At 62.5% G+C, this 15,555-nt stretch carries 13 protein-coding genes and 1 tRNA gene; 4 read left to right on the forward strand and 10 right to left on the reverse strand.

The annotated features are described in order from the left end of the window. Window positions 1-74: 74 nt before the first annotated feature. From ACOJCM_RS11570 to trmJ, 5 genes are all read right to left on the reverse strand, one after another. Complete coding sequence (locus tag ACOJCM_RS11570) at window positions 75-401, reverse strand: HesB/IscA family protein (protein WP_445212196.1); 327 nt, start codon at window positions 399-401, stop codon at window positions 75-77. Between the two features lie 26 nt (window positions 402-427). Beyond that, window positions 428-1,576 carry an aminotransferase class V-fold PLP-dependent enzyme gene (locus ACOJCM_RS11575; protein ID WP_445212197.1) on the reverse strand — a complete coding sequence of 383 codons (1,149 nt, stop codon included), beginning with the start codon at window positions 1,574-1,576 and terminating at the stop codon, window positions 428-430. 38 nt (window positions 1,577-1,614) lie between these two features. Beyond that, entirely contained in the window at window positions 1,615-2,085 is a 471-nt protein-coding gene (gene iscR, locus ACOJCM_RS11580) for a Fe-S cluster assembly transcriptional regulator IscR (protein ID WP_445212198.1), read from the reverse strand. Window positions 2,086-2,216: 131 nt separating this feature from the next. Then, window positions 2,217-3,083 carry a serine O-acetyltransferase gene (cysE, locus tag ACOJCM_RS11585; RefSeq protein ID WP_445212199.1) on the reverse strand — a complete coding sequence of 289 codons (867 nt, stop codon included), beginning with the start codon at window positions 3,081-3,083 and terminating at the stop codon, window positions 2,217-2,219. Window positions 3,084-3,198: 115 nt separating this feature from the next. Continuing rightward, window positions 3,199-4,011, reverse strand: coding sequence for a tRNA (cytosine(32)/uridine(32)-2'-O)-methyltransferase TrmJ (trmJ, locus tag ACOJCM_RS11590; protein WP_445212200.1), 813 nt, complete (start codon window positions 4,009-4,011; stop codon window positions 3,199-3,201). A 214-nt stretch (window positions 4,012-4,225) separates the two neighbouring features. Between trmJ and ACOJCM_RS11595 the strand changes: the two genes are divergently transcribed. After that, window positions 4,226-5,020, forward strand: a complete 795-nt coding sequence (locus tag ACOJCM_RS11595) for an inositol monophosphatase family protein (protein ID WP_445212201.1) — start codon at window positions 4,226-4,228, stop codon at window positions 5,018-5,020. Between the two features lie 121 nt (window positions 5,021-5,141). On the opposite strand, the gene secF is transcribed toward ACOJCM_RS11595, so the two are convergent. The 5 genes from secF to queA all read right to left on the reverse strand — a co-directional run bounded on the left by secF (window position 5,142) and on the right by queA (window position 10,785). After that, window positions 5,142-6,068 carry a protein translocase subunit SecF gene (gene secF / locus ACOJCM_RS11600; RefSeq protein WP_445212202.1) on the reverse strand — a complete coding sequence of 309 codons (927 nt, stop codon included), beginning with the start codon at window positions 6,066-6,068 and terminating at the stop codon, window positions 5,142-5,144. A gap of 22 nt (window positions 6,069-6,090) precedes the next feature. Then, entirely contained in the window at window positions 6,091-7,941 is a 1,851-nt protein-coding gene (secD, locus tag ACOJCM_RS11605; RefSeq protein ID WP_445212203.1) for a protein translocase subunit SecD, read from the reverse strand. Window positions 7,942-8,095: 154 nt separating this feature from the next. Next, window positions 8,096-8,425 carry a preprotein translocase subunit YajC gene (gene yajC / locus ACOJCM_RS11610; protein ID WP_445212204.1) on the reverse strand — a complete coding sequence of 110 codons (330 nt, stop codon included), beginning with the start codon at window positions 8,423-8,425 and terminating at the stop codon, window positions 8,096-8,098. A 94-nt stretch (window positions 8,426-8,519) separates the two neighbouring features. Next, window positions 8,520-9,638 (reverse strand): tRNA guanosine(34) transglycosylase Tgt, encoded by a 1,119-nt coding sequence (tgt, locus tag ACOJCM_RS11615; RefSeq protein ID WP_445212462.1) that lies wholly within the window; start codon window positions 9,636-9,638, stop codon window positions 8,520-8,522. Window positions 9,639-9,744: 106 nt separating this feature from the next. Continuing rightward, window positions 9,745-10,785 carry a tRNA preQ1(34) S-adenosylmethionine ribosyltransferase-isomerase QueA gene (gene queA, locus ACOJCM_RS11620; protein ID WP_445212205.1) on the reverse strand — a complete coding sequence of 347 codons (1,041 nt, stop codon included), beginning with the start codon at window positions 10,783-10,785 and terminating at the stop codon, window positions 9,745-9,747. Between the two features lie 148 nt (window positions 10,786-10,933). On the opposite strand from queA, the gene ACOJCM_RS11625 reads away from it, so the two are divergent. From ACOJCM_RS11625 to ACOJCM_RS11635, 3 genes are all read left to right on the forward strand, one after another. Further along, window positions 10,934-11,020, forward strand: a tRNA-Leu gene (locus tag ACOJCM_RS11625). Between the two features lie 100 nt (window positions 11,021-11,120). Then, complete coding sequence (locus ACOJCM_RS11630; protein ID WP_445212206.1) at window positions 11,121-12,686, forward strand: DUF6538 domain-containing protein; 1,566 nt, start codon at window positions 11,121-11,123, stop codon at window positions 12,684-12,686. A 124-nt stretch (window positions 12,687-12,810) separates the two neighbouring features. After that, window positions 12,811-15,552, forward strand: coding sequence for a DNA methyltransferase (locus tag ACOJCM_RS11635; RefSeq protein ID WP_445212207.1), 2,742 nt, complete (start codon window positions 12,811-12,813; stop codon window positions 15,550-15,552). The last annotated feature ends 3 nt before the right edge of the window (window positions 15,553-15,555 follow it).

Raw genomic sequence — 15,555 nt, forward strand, 5'->3', positions numbered from 1 at the left:
GCGCAGTCGATCGATAATGGGCGCAGAGTATACCGCTGCCGGCAGGCGTTGAACAATTGCCGACCTTTGCGCGGTCAGACAGTGAAGCTCTCGCCACACCCACACTGATCCTTCACGTTGGGGTTGTTGAAACGGAAGAAGCGGTTGAGTCCTTCCGACACATAGTCGACTTCGCTGCCGTCGAGCATCGGCAGCGCCTCGGGGGCGACGAAGACAGTGACACCGTGCTCCTCGAATACCGCGTCGTCATTGGCGGCCTCGTCGGCGAAGTCGAGCACGTAGCTGTAGCCGGAGCAGCCGCTGGGCTTGACCGAGACACGCAGGCCCAGTCCTTGACCACGCTCCTCGAGGACCCGTTGGATCTGCTCGGCGGCGGCGGTGGTAATCGACAGATGCGACATGTTCGTTTCTCCTGCAGCGCGTATGTCTAGCGGCGTAAGCCCGGAAGGGCATGATGCAAGGCCTCGAGAGCGGCGTCGATATCGGCTTCGGTGGTAAAACGCCCGAAGCTGAATCGCAGCGAGGCCAGGGCCAGCGATCGCGGCACGCCGATACCTTTCAATACATAGGATGGCTCGACACTGGCGGAATTGCATGCCGAGCCGGTCGACAGCGCAACGCTGCGCAGGGCCATCAGCAGCGATTCGCCGTCCACACCCTCGAAGGCCAGGTTGAGGATGTTGGGCACCGCCACGTCGACCGCCGTGTTGCAATGAATGCCATCCAGTTCGGACAGCCCATCGAGCAGTCGGTTCCGTAGTGCCCGGATGCGTGCCTGGTCGGCTTCGCCTTCGGCTGCAGCCAGTGCGAAGGCTTCGCCCATGCCGGCAATCTGATGGGTCGCCAGGGTGCCGGAACGCATGCCGCGTTCGTGCCCGCCGCCGTGGATCAACGGCTCGAGACGAATATCAGGGCTGCGTCGCACGTAAAGTGCACCGATACCCTTGGGACCATAGGCCTTGTGGCCCGAGAGCGACATCAGGTCGACCCCCAGGCGGCCCACGTCGAGGTCGATGCGTCCGACGCCCTGGGCGGCATCGACATGGAAAGCCGCGCCCCCGGTATGTGCCACCTCGGCGAGGGCCGCCAGGTCGTGCATGCTGCCCAGCTCGTTGTTCACCGCCATCAATGAGACCAGGATGGTGTCGGGGCGCATGGCTTCGCGCAGCTGGGCGGGACTGACGCGTCCGTCGCGCCCCGGCGTCAGCCAGGTCACCGCGAAGCCCTCCCGCTCGAGCGCTGCCGCGGTATCCACGACCGCCTTGTGTTCGATGACGGACGTCACCAGGTGGCGGCCGCGCTCGCGGTTGGCGCGCATGAAGCCGATCAAGGCCAGGTTGTCGGCCTCGGTGGCGCCGCTGGTCCAGACGATCTCACGCGGGTCGGCCGCAATCAGGTCGGCGACCTGGCGGCGGGCGCTTTCCACGGCCTGTTCCGCCTGCCAGCCGAGCATATGGCTGCGCGAGGCAGGGTTGGCGTAGGTGCCGTCCAGGGTGAGATAGCGCTGCATCACTTCGGCGACACGGGGGTCGGCCGGGGTAGTGGCGGCATAGTCGAGATAGACGAGGGCGCTCATGATCTCGCGGGGATCTCCGGTCTGTTCCCCGCCCTGATTCAGGGCGGGGAGGTCAGGATGGTATTGTCATCGTGGCGCTTGCGCTGACGTGCGGCAATGCGCCGGACGTCGCCGCGCTCGACCAGCTGGCCGAGGGTGACGCCACTGAGGAAGCCACGTATCTGCTCGGAGAGGTCGCACCAGAGCTGGTGGGTCAGGCAGGTATCGCCTTGCTGGCAGTCCGACAGTCCCTGGCAGCGGGTGGCGTCTACCGATTCGTCAACGGCATCGATCACCCGCGATACCGAGATGTCGCCGGCGGGCAGCGCGAGCAGGTACCCGCCGCCGGGGCCGCGTACGCTCTTGACCAGCTCGGCACGACGCAGGCGGGCGAAGAGTTGCTCCAGGTAGGGCAGGGAGATCTCCTGGCGGCGCGAGATGTCGGCCAGGCAGATGGGTCCCTTGTCCGCATGCAGGGCCAGGTCGAGCATGGCGGTGACGGCGTAGCGTCCCTTGGTAGTCAAACGCATGGCGGGCTCATCAGGCGCATCGGGAAGCGTACCTTGCCCCCTCGAGCAGGGGCCGGAAGAGGCGGCAAACGCTCGCCGGCAACGGCGAGCCGTGATCAATGCGCCATTATGGTAAAGCCTGACTGGGAAGGTCAACCATTCCCCGGCGGCGTGTGCGGGCTGCCTTGATCCCCGTCATGTCCGCCGCTGGAATCGCCCGTCGGGCCGCAGCAGCCGTCGACGTCGGAGAGGATGTCGGCGAAGTCCTCGTCGCGCAGCGCCGGCAACTTGCCTTCGCGATAGCTGGCGTCGAGCTTGCGCAACGTACCGCACATCCGCTCGATGCGCTCGTCCACGGCATGCATGTGGTCGAGCATGGCCTGGATCGAGCGCGCCACCGGATCGGGCATGTCCTCGCTCACGCCGTAGGCGTCGAAGCCGAACTTGCGGCGCATCGCTTCACGGCGCTCGGGGTCGACCTCCAGCGCCTCGGCGATATCCGGCTCGGCGCGCTTGACGATCTTGCCGGGGATGCCGACTACCGTGGCGCCGGCAGGAACCTCCTTGGTCACCACGGCGTTGGAGCCGACCTTGGCGCCTGCACCCACGCTGAAGGGGCCGAGGATCTTGGCCCCGGCGCCGACGATGACGCCATCCTCCAGCGTCGGGTGCCGCTTGCCCTTGTGCCAGCTGGTGCCCCCCAGGGTGACGCCCTGGTAGAGCGTGACATCATTGCCGACCTCGGCGGTTTCGCCGATCACCACGCCCATGCCGTGGTCGATGAAGAAGCGTCGGCCGATCTTCGCTCCGGGGTGGATCTCGATGCCGGTCAGCCAGCGCGAGAAGGTCGACAGTGTTCGGGCCAGCCACTTGAGCTGCCTTAGCCACATCCAGTGGGCGACCCGGTGGAGCAACAGCGCGTGCAGCCCCGGATAGTTGGTGAGTACTTCCAGGAAATTGCGCGCCGCCGGGTCTCGGGCGAATACGCTATTGATGTCCTCGCGCAGTCGTTGAAACATGCAGCGGTCCTTGGTGGCGAAGAGGCGGCCGGGGCGGCGGGAAAGCGGTATGTGATAGTGGCTTCATATGGGGGCGCGTGGGGTCGCGTTCAAGGCATCTGCCGCTCGGGCCCGATCACGTTGCATCACCGTTCGTCTCGCCGGTGCCCGGCTTTCCGTTGTCGCTCGTTCCCATGGTATCCCCCTTCCGCGCGGCGGCGCACTTTTCCGTCGCCGACAGGATGCCGCGCAGGATGTTGACTTCCATGCGCTCGGGGCGGGCGCGCAGGGTGAAACGCCGCAGCCGGGCCATCAACTGTCGCGGCATGGCCGGGTCATGGAAGCCGATCGCGACCAGGGTGCGTTCGAGATGAACGAAGTAGCGTTCCAGTTCCTCGTGGCTCGCGAGTGGCAGAGGCTCCTCCTCGTCCTGCGTGTCGGCGACACTGCCGGCGTCGAGCCAGGCCAGGCGGCACTCATAGGCCAGCACCTGTACCGCGGCGGCCAAGTTCAGCGAACTGAAATCGGGGTTGGTGGGAATGTGGACGTGAGCATGGCAGCGCTGCAATTCGGCATTGGAGAGCCCGCTGTCCTCGCGACCGAAGACCAGCGCCACCCGCGAGTCGGGTGCAGCCAGCTCCGCAGGCAGGCGGCTGCCCAGGTCGCGCGGCGTGATCATCGGCCACGGCAGGGTGCGCGAACGGGCGCTGGCACCCACCGCCAGGGTGCAGTCGGCGACCGCTTCCTCCAGGGTCTCCACGACCCGGGCCGCATGGACGATATGATCGGCACCCGAGGCGCGCGAGATGCTCTCGCTGGTGAGCGGTTGGCAGCGCGGCGCGACCAGGGCCAGGTCACCGAGCCCCATGTTGTGCATGGCGCGTGCGGTGGCGCCGATATTGCCGGGGTGGCTGGTGCCGATCAGCACGATGCGAATGCGGTCGAGCATGGAACTGTCTCTGCCGTTGACGTCATAGGGGAAAACCCGGGAAGGGTGAGTCTACCATGCCCGCCGGGGCGATGGCGCTGGGCCTGCAGTTCTGCTAGGATGCGCGCCACGCGTTCGACCCCGTACGCCAGGCTCGACCGAGTTCGTGTTCGACCCGTGCTCGATGGGCGAGCTAGCCTGTTCTTTAACATCACCGACGCTCCAAGGCCCGATCATGCATCCGATGGTCCAATTCGCGTTGCGCGCCACGCGCAGCGCCGCCGAACAGTTTTTGCGCATTCGTGAGCGCATCGAGAACGCTCACGAGGAACACAACATCCCGCGCTTGCTCGAGGACACCGCCCGCAATGCCGAAACGCTGATCGTTCGGCAGCTCAATCGCGGCTACCCCCAACACGGGGTGATGGGCCGCTACACCCCCCACCGCGCCGGCGAAGGCGAAGGTAGGGACATCGAATGGCGCATCGAGCCCTTCCATGGCTACTCCAGCCTGGGCGTGGCCGGCAGCGGCTTTGCGCTGTCGGTGGTGTGCCTGGAAAAGGGTCGCCCGGAGCATGCGGTGGTGATCTGCCCCTTCAGTGATGACGAATACCTGACCAGCCGTGGCCGCGGTGCCCAGCACAACGGCAAGCGAATCCGGGTGCCCAAGGCCAATGCCATCCTCGGGGCTCGCGTGGCCATGAGCCTGCCCGAAAGCGGGCAGCGGTCACGCCACCTGCCCGCCTACCTGACCCTGATTCAGCAGCTTGGTCCCCAGGTGGAGACCCAGTTGGCCACCGGCAGCGGCCTGCTCGACATGGCCGAGCTGGCCGCGGGGCGCGTCGATGCCGCCTTCGTGCTGGGGCTGGAAGACCAGGACCGCCTGGTCGGTAGCTTGCTGCTCAAGGAGGCCGGGGCGCTCATGGGTACGCCAGACGGCCAGCCCAGCGTGGAGACCGAGGGCCAGCTGATGGCCGCCGGCCCGCGCCTTTACAAGACGTTGGTGCAGCAGCTCAAGCCACACTTCTAAGCTCTAAGCGCAAGCCAGACCCGAAACGAGACCGCCCCCGCAGCGCTGCTGCGGGGGCGGTTTGCGTTGCAGCTACTAAAGCGCGGAAAGGCTCTCGAGCGCAGCAAGTTATGGGTCTTTCCTAGGGCAGTTGCTCCTCCTCCTCGTCCACCTCCTTCTTCGGCGGTATCAGGTCCTTGCGCTCCAGCTTCACCGTGAGCAGCAGGGCGGCCGCCACGTAGATCGAGGAGAAGGTGCCCACCACGATGCCGACGATCAGCGCGATCGAGAAGTAGTGGATCATGTCGCCGCCAAGCACCAGCAGTGCCAGCAACACCAGCAGGGTGGTGCCGGAGGTGGCCAGCGTGCGCGACAGGGTGAGATTGATGGCTTCGTTGAAGATTGCCGGCATGTCGTCGATACGCGAGGTGCGAATGCTTTCGCGGATACGGTCATAGACGACGATGGTGTCGTTGAGCGAGTAACCGATCACCGCCAGCAGTGCCGCCAGTACGGTAAGGTCGAACTCCAGTTGGAACAGCGAGAACACGCCGACCACGACAATGACGTCGTGAATCAGCGCCAGCAGCGCGCCGATGGCGAACTTGTACTGGAAGCGAAAGGCCACGTAGAGCATCACGATGCCCAGGGCCACCAGCAACCCCAGCCCGCTCTGGTCGCGCAGCTGGTCGCCGACCTGGGCGCCGACGAACTCGGCACGTACCAGTTCCACGGCCTCGCCCTCGGCGCGCAGCAGTTCCACCACCCGGTCGCCCACGTCGGCGTCGAAGGCCTGCTGCAGACGAATGAGCACTTCATTGGAGGCGCCGAAGGTCTGCACCGAAACGTCGCGGAACTCGGCGGCTTCCAGGGTCTGGCGCACCGCATCCAGCGACGGGGCCACGGCGTAGCGCACCTCGACCAGCGTGCCGCCAGTAAAATCCAGCCCCAGATTGAGCTGCTGGAGCAGCAGCGAGGCGAGCGACACCAGCAGCAGCAGGCCGGAGAGCACGAAGGCGCTCCGGCGCTTGCCCATGAAGTCGAACTGTCGATTGACGAGGGTCTTCATAACCACCTCAAGTTAGTGTGCCTTAGATCCAGAGCTTCTTGACCGGTTTGCCGCCATAGGTGAGGTTCACCATCGCTCGCGTCACCAGCAGCGCGGTGAACAGCGAGGTGAGGATCCCCAGCGACAGGGTCACGGCGAAGCCCTTGACCGGGCCGGTGCCGATCGAGAACAGAATGACCGCTACCAGCAGGGTGGTGATGTTGGCATCGACGATGGAGCTGAAGGCGCGCTCGTAGCCGGCATGGATCGCCTGCTGGACCGATAGGCCGCCGCGAAGCTCTTCGCGTATTCGCTCGAAGATCAGCACGTTGGCGTCCACCGCCATGCCCAGGGTCAGGACGATGCCGGCAATGCCCGGCAGCGTCAGGGTGGCGCCGAGCAGGGACATGGCCGCAATCAGCAGGGTCAGGTTCAAGGCCAACGCCAGGTTGGCGAAAATGCCGAACACCTTGTAGCGGATCAGCATGAACAGTACGACGAGCAGCAGGCCGATCTGCACCGACATGATGCCGCGCTCGATGTTCTCCGCGCCAAGGCTCGGGCCGATGGTGCGCTCCTGCACGAAGTAGATGGGCGCCGCCAGCGAGCCGGAACGCAGCAGCAGCGCAAGCTCTGCCGCCTCGGTCGGGGAGTCGAGCCCGGTGATGCGGAAGCTGTTGCCCAGCGCGCTCTGGATCGTGGCCAGGCTGATGAGGCCGCGTTCGGTGTAGGGCTCGCGAACGGTGACCTCTTCGCCGTCTTCCATCACGACCCGGTCGCGGGTCTTGTGCTCGATGAACAGCACCGCCATGTTGCGCCCGATGTTGGTGCGGGTGGCGCGGTTCATCAGCGTGCCGCCGGTGCCGTCCAGGTTGATGTTGACCTGGGGGCGGCCGTTCTCGTCGAAGCTGCGGCTGGCACTGGAGACGCTATCGCCGGTGATGATCACGTCGCGCATCAGGTCGGCGGTGCGGCTGGGGTTGTTGCGGAAGGCGAAGGTCTCGGTTTCGGCGTCCGGCGTGTCGGGGCGCGCCTCGAGGCGGAATTCCAGGTTGGCGGTGGCGCCCACGACGCGCTTGGCGGCCACGGTGTCCTGTACGCCGGGCAATTCGACGACGATGCGATCCGGGCCCTGGCGCTGCACCAGGGGCTCCGCCACGCCCAGCTCATCCACGCGGTTGCGAAGGGTGGTGAGGTTCTGGTTGATGGCGTAGTCCTGGATCTCGGCCACAGCCTGTTCCGTCAGTGTCAGAACCAGTAGAGAGGCACGCCCCTCCTGCTCGTTGCTGTACTCGAAGTCGCCGAACTCACGGCTGATCAGGCGACGCGCGCTGTCGCGGTCCTCTTCGCTGGCGAAGGTAATGGTCAGGGTGCGACCATCGATGTCGGTGCCGCGGTAGCGGATGCGCTCGCTGCGCAATTGCTCGCGCATGGCGCTGGCGTTGACCTCCAGGCGCTGGGTCACCGCTGCGTTCATGTCGACCTCGAGCAGGAAATGCACGCCGCCGCGCAGGTCCAGGCCCAGTGTCATGGGCGAGGCGGCCAGGCCCTGCAGCCAGGAAGGAGTGGATTCGGCGAGGTTGAGGGCCACGACGTAATCGTTGCCGAGCTGCTCGGCGACCAGGTCGCGGGTACGCAGCTGATGGTCGGCCTCCTCGAGACGAATCAGCACGCTGGCTTCTTCCCGCTCGATGGCCTTGATGTCGATGCCGGCATCGCGAAGCGACTGCTGGACGCGCTCAAGCTGTGCCTCATCGAGGGTAGAGTCGCCCTGCTCGCTGCTGATCTGCACCGCCGGGTCCTCGGGAAAGAGGTTGGGCAGCGAGTAGATCAGACCGGCAAGCAGCACGATGAGTATCAGCAGATACTTCCACAGGGGATAACGGTTGAGCATGGGAGCCCTGCCTAGGTTGCGTAAAGAAGGCTACAGGACGGCAGCGCGGCCGGATGCCCCGATCCATGAGGACACGGGATAACCGGCCGCCATGCGACCCTCGCCGTCACCCGGCTCCAGGAGGAGCCACCGGCAAGGGCGAGGAGCATCGACGTCAGATGGACTTGATAGTGCCCTTGGGCAGCACGTTGGCCACGGCGCTCTTTTGTACGTTGACCTCGGTGTTGTCGGCGATCTCCAGGGTGAGGAACTCGTCGCCCACCTTGGTGATGCGCCCCACCAGACCGCCGCCGATTACCACCTCGTCACCCTTGGACAGGCCACCGACCAGCTCGCGATGCTGCTTGGCCCGCTTGGCCTGGGGGCGCCACAGCAGGAAATAGAAGATCAGCACGAAGCCGACCAGCATGACGATCTGGGCAATACCGCCACCAGCGGCGCCGGCGTCCTGGGCCATGGCCGGTGAGATGAAGAAGTCCAGCATGAGAAGCGTATCTCCTGAAAGGTAAGTTAAGTCGCGAATGAGGATGTCGCTGCCGGCCGCTGCCACCACGGAGCGGGAGCGGCAGCCGGTCGTTTCAATCGGGTGCGTCGGGTACCGGCAGCCCCCGCTGCGCATAGTAACCTGACACGAAGTCAGCCAATGTACCCGCTTCGATGGCACCGCGCAAACCGGCCATCAGGCGCTGATAATACCGCAAGTTGTGGATGGTATTGAGCATCGAGCCGAGCATTTCGCCGCAGCGGTCCAGGTGGTGCAGGTAGCTGCGGGAGAAGTTCCGGCAGGTGTAGCAGTCGCACGCTTCTTCCAGCGGGCGGGTGTCGTGGCGATGCTTGGCGTTACGGATCTTGATCGTGCCCTCGGCGGTGAACAGATGGCCGTTTCGCGCGTTGCGGGTAGGCATCACGCAGTCGAACATGTCGACGCCGCGGCGCACGCCCTCGACCAAGTCCTCGGGCTTGCCCACGCCCATCAGGTAGCGGGGGTACGCCTCAGGCATCCACTGCGGCAGGTAATCGAGCACGCCGATCATCTCCTCCTTGGGCTCGCCCACGGAGAGACCGCCAATGGCCAGGCCATCGAAACCGATCTCGAGCAGGCCCTCCAGCGAGCGGCGGCGCAGCTCGGGGTACATGCCGCCCTGGATGATGCCGAACAGCGCCGAAGGAGACTCCCCGTGGGCGATGCGCGAGCGGCTTGCCCAGCGCAGCGAGCGTTCCATGGACAGCTCGGCTTCCTTCTCGGTGGCCGGGTAAGGCGTGCACTCGTCGAAGATCATCACCACGTCGGAGCCCAGCGAGCGCTGCACCGCCATCGACTCCTCGGGGCCCATGAATACCTTGGCGCCATCCACCGGCGAGCGGAAGTGCACGCCTTCCTCGGTAATCTTGCGCATCTCGCCCAGCGAGAAGACCTGGAAGCCGCCGGAATCGGTGAGGATGGGCTTGTGCCACTGGGCGAAGTCATGCAGGTCGCCGTGGGCTTCGATCACCTCGGTGCCCGGGCGTAGCCACAGGTGGAAGGTGTTGCCGAGGATGATCTCGGCGCCGATCTCTTCCACCGAGGCGGGCGTCATGCCCTTGACCGTGCCGTAGGTACCTACCGGCATGAAGGCCGGCGTCTCCACAGTACCGCGGGGGAAGGTAAGACGGCCGCGACGCGCGCGGCCATCGCTGGCCAGCCGCTCGAAGGACATGAAGCATTCGTTGCGCATGGAAATCTCGTCGTCAGGCAGGGCCGGTTGGGTGCACGCTACTGTGTCGTCGGTTACACAGCAGGGTCGCCCCCTGTCGGCCTGCGGATCAGGAACTCTTGCGGGTCAGGAACATCGCGTCGCCATAGCTGAAGAACGCATAGCGCTCGGCAACGGCGTCGCGGTAGGCCGCCATGGTGGTTTCATACCCGGCAAAGGAGGACACCAGCATCAGCAGGGTCGACTCAGGCAGGTGGAAGTTGGTGATCAGGCCGTCCACGCAGCGCCACTCATAGCCGGGATAAATGAAGATATCGGTTTCGCCGGAGAGCGGAGCGATCTCGCCGTTGGCGCCGGCCGCACAGGCGCTCTCCAGGCAGCGTACGCTGGTGGTTCCCACCGCTATCACCCGACGCCCCGCTGCCTGAGCGGCACGAACCTTGGCGCAGGCCGTTTCGTTTACCTCGATCCACTCGCTGTGCATCTTGTGCTCGCGTATGTCGTCGGCGCGCACCGGCTGGAAAGTGCCCGCACCCACGTGCAGGGTGACGAAGGCGCTCTCGATGCCCTTCGCCGCCAGTCGCTCCAGCAGCGGTTCGTCGAAGTGCAGTCCGGCGGTGGGGGCTGCCACGGCCCCATCCTGGCGGGCGTAGACGGTCTGGTAGCGATCCCGGTCGGCAAGCTCGTCGGCACGGTCGATATAGGGCGGCAGCGGCATGTGGCCGTGTCGCTCCAGCAGCTCGATCAGCGGCGTCTCGCCGAGGAAGCGTAGCTCGAACAGCGCCTCGCGACGGCCCTCGACCACGGCGCGAACGTCGCCTTCGAAGATCAGTTCGGTGCCGGGCTTGGGCGACTTGCTGGAGCGGAGATGGGCCAGGGCGCGGTGGGCGTCCAACGGACGCTCCAGCAACAACTCCACCTTGCCGCCGCTCGCCTTGTGGCCGTACAGTCGTGCCGGGATCACCCGGGTGTCGTTGAATACCAGCAGGTCGCCGGGGGCGAGCAGCTCCACCAGGTCGGTGAAGCGGCGATGGACCCGCTCGCCGGTTACGCCATCCACGCACAGCAGGCGGCAGTCGCTGCGCCGCTCGGAGGGATAGCGGGCGATCAGCTCCTCGGGGAGCTCATAGTGAAAGTCGGCGCGCTGCATGCAGGTCGGGTCCGCTTGATAATCGAGGGGTTTCGTTCGCGGTGGCTGCCGGGCAGCCGGAAACAGCGGGCAAGGATACCGAAAATCGCTCAGCGCGTCAGGTCCGCCGATTGACCTGCCGCACCGGCCACGTATAATGCTCGGCGCTGCCGGCGTGGCGGAATTGGTAGACGCAGCGGATTCAAAATCCGCCGGGTGCAAGCCCTTGTCGGTTCGAGTCCGACCGCCGGCACCACTTATACTTAGACCCCAATAACCATGGGAGCCTAAGGGATAAGGGGCCTTGATCAGACCCTGAGGTGTGACACTTCGGTGATCCACTCCCGAGGTCTGACATGGCATATGGAACCTACCTGACACGTAATCGCCATAGCACCAACTGGTATGCTCGGATTGTCATTCCCCATGACCTCCGCCATGCCTACGGGCGAAAGCGAGAGATTCGGAAAACACTCGAAACCTCCTGCAAGGTGACCGCCCGGCGCCGTGCCTTGACGCTATGGTTGGCCTATCAACAGGTGTTCGAGTCGCTGCGGAGCGGTCTGCCTGTGGTCAATATCTCTCCTACTTGGGGGGCGCTCGCCTTCCTGACAAGTGAAGCACAAACTGATGCTAAGACATCACCTAATGATTCGACCGAACCTGTCTACACGTTCGGAGAGATCACGTCGCTGACGGCTGTGGATACCCAAGGCAACCGATTCACCGTTTCGTTCGTATCCATCAATCCCGTTACGGGCGAGATCGTCCTCGACAACCCGACCCAGGCTGAGCTTGAAGGGGCAGAGCGGCTCGTCAAAGCCTGGGCGCAAGCAAAAGGGTCGGCTGCACCCGGTGACGCTGTGGGCGTTCCGTATTCAGCGCGGGGACTAGTTGCGCCGCCTGATTCTTCTCCTGCGAAGTCGGAACGCTTAAGCATTCTATTCAACCAGTTCGCCTTCGAACGGCTGGCTGACGCACGCGAGAAGTCAAAGGAAACGATGAGGCAGCACCTCAACGTATTCATCGAGCTGATGGGTGACCTGCCTGCACACAGGCTGACCAAGCAAGTCGTCCGGGAATTCTTCAGGCTGCTCAAGACCTACCCGACCCATCGAAATCACGGTCGCTGGAAAGCCATGTCGCTTGCAGACATACGTGCCGCAGGCAAGCAGCCCATCAGTGACACGACTCAGCACAACATCATCGGCAATCTGCACACGTTCGCCGCCTGGCTCGTAGAGATTGACGAATTGGCCAGCAACCCTTTCAAGATCAAGCAAAAGAAGAAAGCCAAGGCACCTGACCCAGCACGGACATGGACCGAGGCGGAGCTGCGCAGCTGGTTCCACTCGGATCTGCTGCTGAAGCATCGCACTTGCCCGCGGTATGCATGGAAATTCTGGCTTCCATTGATCGCGATTTATTGCGGGGCGCGGCTGGAGGAGCTTGCCGCGCTGTCCCCTAGTGACTTCTTCGAGCACGAAGGCGTGCAGGCTTTCAAAATCCATGGCGAGGACGGTCGGTTCGTCAAGAACGTGTCATCTTGGCGTGTAGTTCCGGTCCACTCCCAATTGGTTAGCATGGGGCTGCTGGACTATGTTGCAAGCCGCAAGGGGCACGAGCGCCTGTTCACCATTGAGCCCTACAAGGGTCAGTATGGAAAGCGCGCTTCGAAAGCATTCGTCTATCTGCGAGATCAGCTGAATATCAGCCCCGATTTCCACGGCTATCGGCACACCGTCATCGAGGCGCTGAAACTGAAGGGTGTCTCTCTCACGCACATAGAATGGCTAGTAGGGCACACGGGAACCTCGATGTCAGCCCACTACGGCAGTGCCACCGACAAGCGGAAGTGGTTGCCAGTGCTGAAGGAAGTGGTCGAGCTTCTTGACTGGTCGCACGTGATGCCCTCGGAGTAGACCATCGTCCCCCTATTCTGGCTTCCTCCATGAGTGACACCCAGCTGAACGTATGGGTAGACTCATGGTAAAGAATTGTTAGCGGCTTCCAGTTTGGAGCCGCCACGCAGGGAGCATGGGGCACATGGCCTTCGATCAGACCTACTGCATGGACACCCTCACCGCTGCGACACGGCCTGATACCGACAGCGGTGAGTTCATCTATGCCTTCCTCGACGCCTACGGATTCCCCAAGGCCACTATCACCCAGGTCCGCAACGGCGGGCAGCGCAACGTGGCTAGCCGCAAGGACAAAGGGCACGTCGCACTGAAGAACTGGCTTTACTTCATGCCGGTGCGCCAAGGGGAGAGTATCCATGAGGCATTGCAGGTGCTGGCCGATGAGGATGAGCCAGCCCGGCACAAGTGCCGATTCCTGGTAGTGACGGACTTCCGCGAGCTGACCGCGCTGGACACCAAGACCGATGAGCGACTTGAGGTCGGGTTCAGCGATCTGGCAACACAATACCTTTTCTTCGCCCCGATGGCCGGCCTTGAGCGCACCAAGCATTTCGAGGAAGAGTCGGCTGACCTGAAGGCCGCGGCGAAGATGGGGCGCCTGTTCGACCGCTTGAAAGAGGTCAATGAGTTCAGCACGCCCGAGCAGTTGCATGGGCTGAACGTCTTCCTGACTCGACTGCTGTTCTGCTACTTCGCCGATGACACTGGCATCTTCCCCAAGGATGCCTTCACAAAGGTGATTACTGAGGCCAGTGGTGAGAACGGGGAGGGGCTCTCTGATCTGCTAGCCAAACTCTTCCGGGTGATGAACCAACCGGAGCATGAGCGGCCTACCGATCTACCTGCTCACATCGATCAGTTCCCTTACGTCAACGGCGGCCTGTTCCGTGATGACCTGCCAGTGCCCGAGATTCGCGGCAAAGGGCGGCGGATGATGATCGAGTGCGGTCAGCTTGCCTGGGAAGCGGTGAACCCCGACATCTTCGGCTCAATGTTCCAGGCGGTCGTGGATGAGGAGAGCCGCGACGCGCTGGGGCAGCACTATACCTCCGTTCCCAACATCATGAAGGTGATCCGCCCGCTGTTCCTCGACAAGCTCTACGCAGAGCTGCACAAGGCGATGGGCAACCGTAAAAAGCTTGAGGCGCTGCTGGAGCGGCTTACGCGAATTCGCGTGTTTGATCCGGCGATGGGATCGGGCAACTTTCTGATCATCTCCTATAAGGAGCTTCGCCGCCTGGAGATGGCAGTATTTCGAGCGCTACAGGAGGTGTCTGGTCAGCAAGAGATGTTCATGAGCGGGATTCGACTCAGTCAGTTCTATGGGATTGAGGTTGCGGACTTTGCTCATGAGGTCGCACAGTTATCCCTATGGTTGGCCGAACATCAAATGAATGCGGCATTCGCCGAAGAGTTTGGTCACGTTGAACCAATGTTACCGCTGAAGGATAGTGGGAATCTGGTTCTGGGGAATAGCCTGCGATTGGATTGGGAAGAGGTATGTCCAGTTGCAGAGTCATCAGAGGTCTATGTTTGCGGGAACCCTCCGTATCGTGGTGCATCTTATCGTTCTCAGGAGCAGAATGATGATATGGATGTAGTATTTTCGGGTTTCAGTAAGCACCGTTACTTAGACTATGTTGCTTGCTTTTTTTGGAAAGGCTCGAAATATGTCAGGAGCGGCGGGGAACTAGCTTTTGTGTCCACGAACTCAATCTGCCAAGGTGAGCAAGTAGCAATGCTATGGCCTTCGATTTTGGGATTGGGGGTCGAGATTAGTTTCGCTTATCAGACGTTTTCTTGGAAAAATAGTGCGCAGATGAATGCCGGGGTCCATGTGGTTATTATTGGCGTTTCATCGGCACCGATCCCAAAGAAGATGTTTCAGCTGATAGATGGTGTTTGGCGCACCAAAGAAGTCTCCAATATAAGTCCTTATTTGCTTGAGGGCGGAAATACAGTTGTGGTCAGCCGCAGCAAGCCTCTTGTGGGTTCTAGTTTAATGACGAAGGGGAATCAACCTACTGATGGCGGAAATCTTATTCTGAGTCGTGAGGAGAAAGATTCTCTTTTAAACGAAGAGCCTAGGGCCGAGAAATGGATTAGAAAGCTTCTTGGGTCTCAAGAGTTTCTCCAGGGAAAAGAGAGGTGGTGCTTATGGCTCCGCTCTGCGGATGAAACAGATATTCTGGACATGCCTGCTGTGCACAGGCGAGTTATGAAAGTTCGGGATATGCGTCTTTCTAGTAAAAAGGCTTTGACTAGAAAGCAAGCATCAATGTCGCATGTTTTCGGAGAGATCCGCCAGCCAAGTAGTGGAAGTTACATACTCGTTCCGCGTGTAACTTCCGAGCGAAGGCATTATGCCCCGGTTGGGTTTTTTGATAGTGATGTAATAACTACAGATCTGGTTCAAATGGTTTTGGGCGGAACGCTTTATGACTTTGCGATGCTGTCTACTCAAATGCACATGGCCTGGCTTCGGCTAGCTACTGGTCGATTGAAAAGCGACTATCGTTATTCTGCAAAGTTAGTCTACAACACGTTCCCATGGCCCGATGCATCTGAACGTCAGCGCCAAGGAATCGAGGAGCTAGGTCGTGCAGTGATACTGGCCCGCGCCGCCCATCCCGACAAGACCATGGCGCAGCTCTACGATCCTGACAAGATGCCCGAGAACCTGCTGGAGGCCCATCAGGCGCTCGATCAGGCGGTGGAGAAGCTCTATCGCGACCGTCCTTTCCGCGACACCGCCGAGCGTCAGGAGTATCTGCTGGCCCGCTACGAAGAGCTGATCGAGGCCGAGAAGGCAGCCAAGGTTGGTCGAAAGAAGACATCTCGCACAGCCACTACCACGGAGGGCTAAGGT

It is taken from the genome of Billgrantia hypersalina (assembly GCF_052584175.1).

Coding starts and splice junctions, on each gene's coding strand:
- ACOJCM_RS11570 (WP_445212196.1), bottom strand. CDS start 401: ATGTCGCATCTGTCGATTACCACCGCCGCCGCCGAGCAGATCCAACGG.
- ACOJCM_RS11575 (WP_445212197.1), bottom strand. CDS start 1,576: ATGAGCGCCCTCGTCTATCTCGACTATGCCGCCACTACCCCGGCCGAC.
- iscR (WP_445212198.1), bottom strand. CDS start 2,085: ATGCGTTTGACTACCAAGGGACGCTACGCCGTCACCGCCATGCTCGAC.
- cysE (WP_445212199.1), bottom strand. CDS start 3,083: ATGTTTCAACGACTGCGCGAGGACATCAATAGCGTATTCGCCCGAGAC.
- trmJ (WP_445212200.1), bottom strand. CDS start 4,011: ATGCTCGACCGCATTCGCATCGTGCTGATCGGCACCAGCCACCCCGGC.
- ACOJCM_RS11595 (WP_445212201.1), top strand. CDS start 4,226: ATGCATCCGATGGTCCAATTCGCGTTGCGCGCCACGCGCAGCGCCGCC.
- secF (WP_445212202.1), bottom strand. CDS start 6,068: ATGAAGACCCTCGTCAATCGACAGTTCGACTTCATGGGCAAGCGCCGG.
- secD (WP_445212203.1), bottom strand. CDS start 7,941: ATGCTCAACCGTTATCCCCTGTGGAAGTATCTGCTGATACTCATCGTG.
- yajC (WP_445212204.1), bottom strand. CDS start 8,425: ATGCTGGACTTCTTCATCTCACCGGCCATGGCCCAGGACGCCGGCGCC.
- tgt (WP_445212462.1), bottom strand. CDS start 9,638: ATGTCCTTCGAGCGGCTGGCCAGCGATGGCCGCGCGCGTCGCGGCCGT.
- queA (WP_445212205.1), bottom strand. CDS start 10,785: ATGCAGCGCGCCGACTTTCACTATGAGCTCCCCGAGGAGCTGATCGCC.
- ACOJCM_RS11630 (WP_445212206.1), top strand. CDS start 11,121: ATGGCATATGGAACCTACCTGACACGTAATCGCCATAGCACCAACTGG.
- ACOJCM_RS11635 (WP_445212207.1), top strand. CDS start 12,811: ATGGCCTTCGATCAGACCTACTGCATGGACACCCTCACCGCTGCGACA.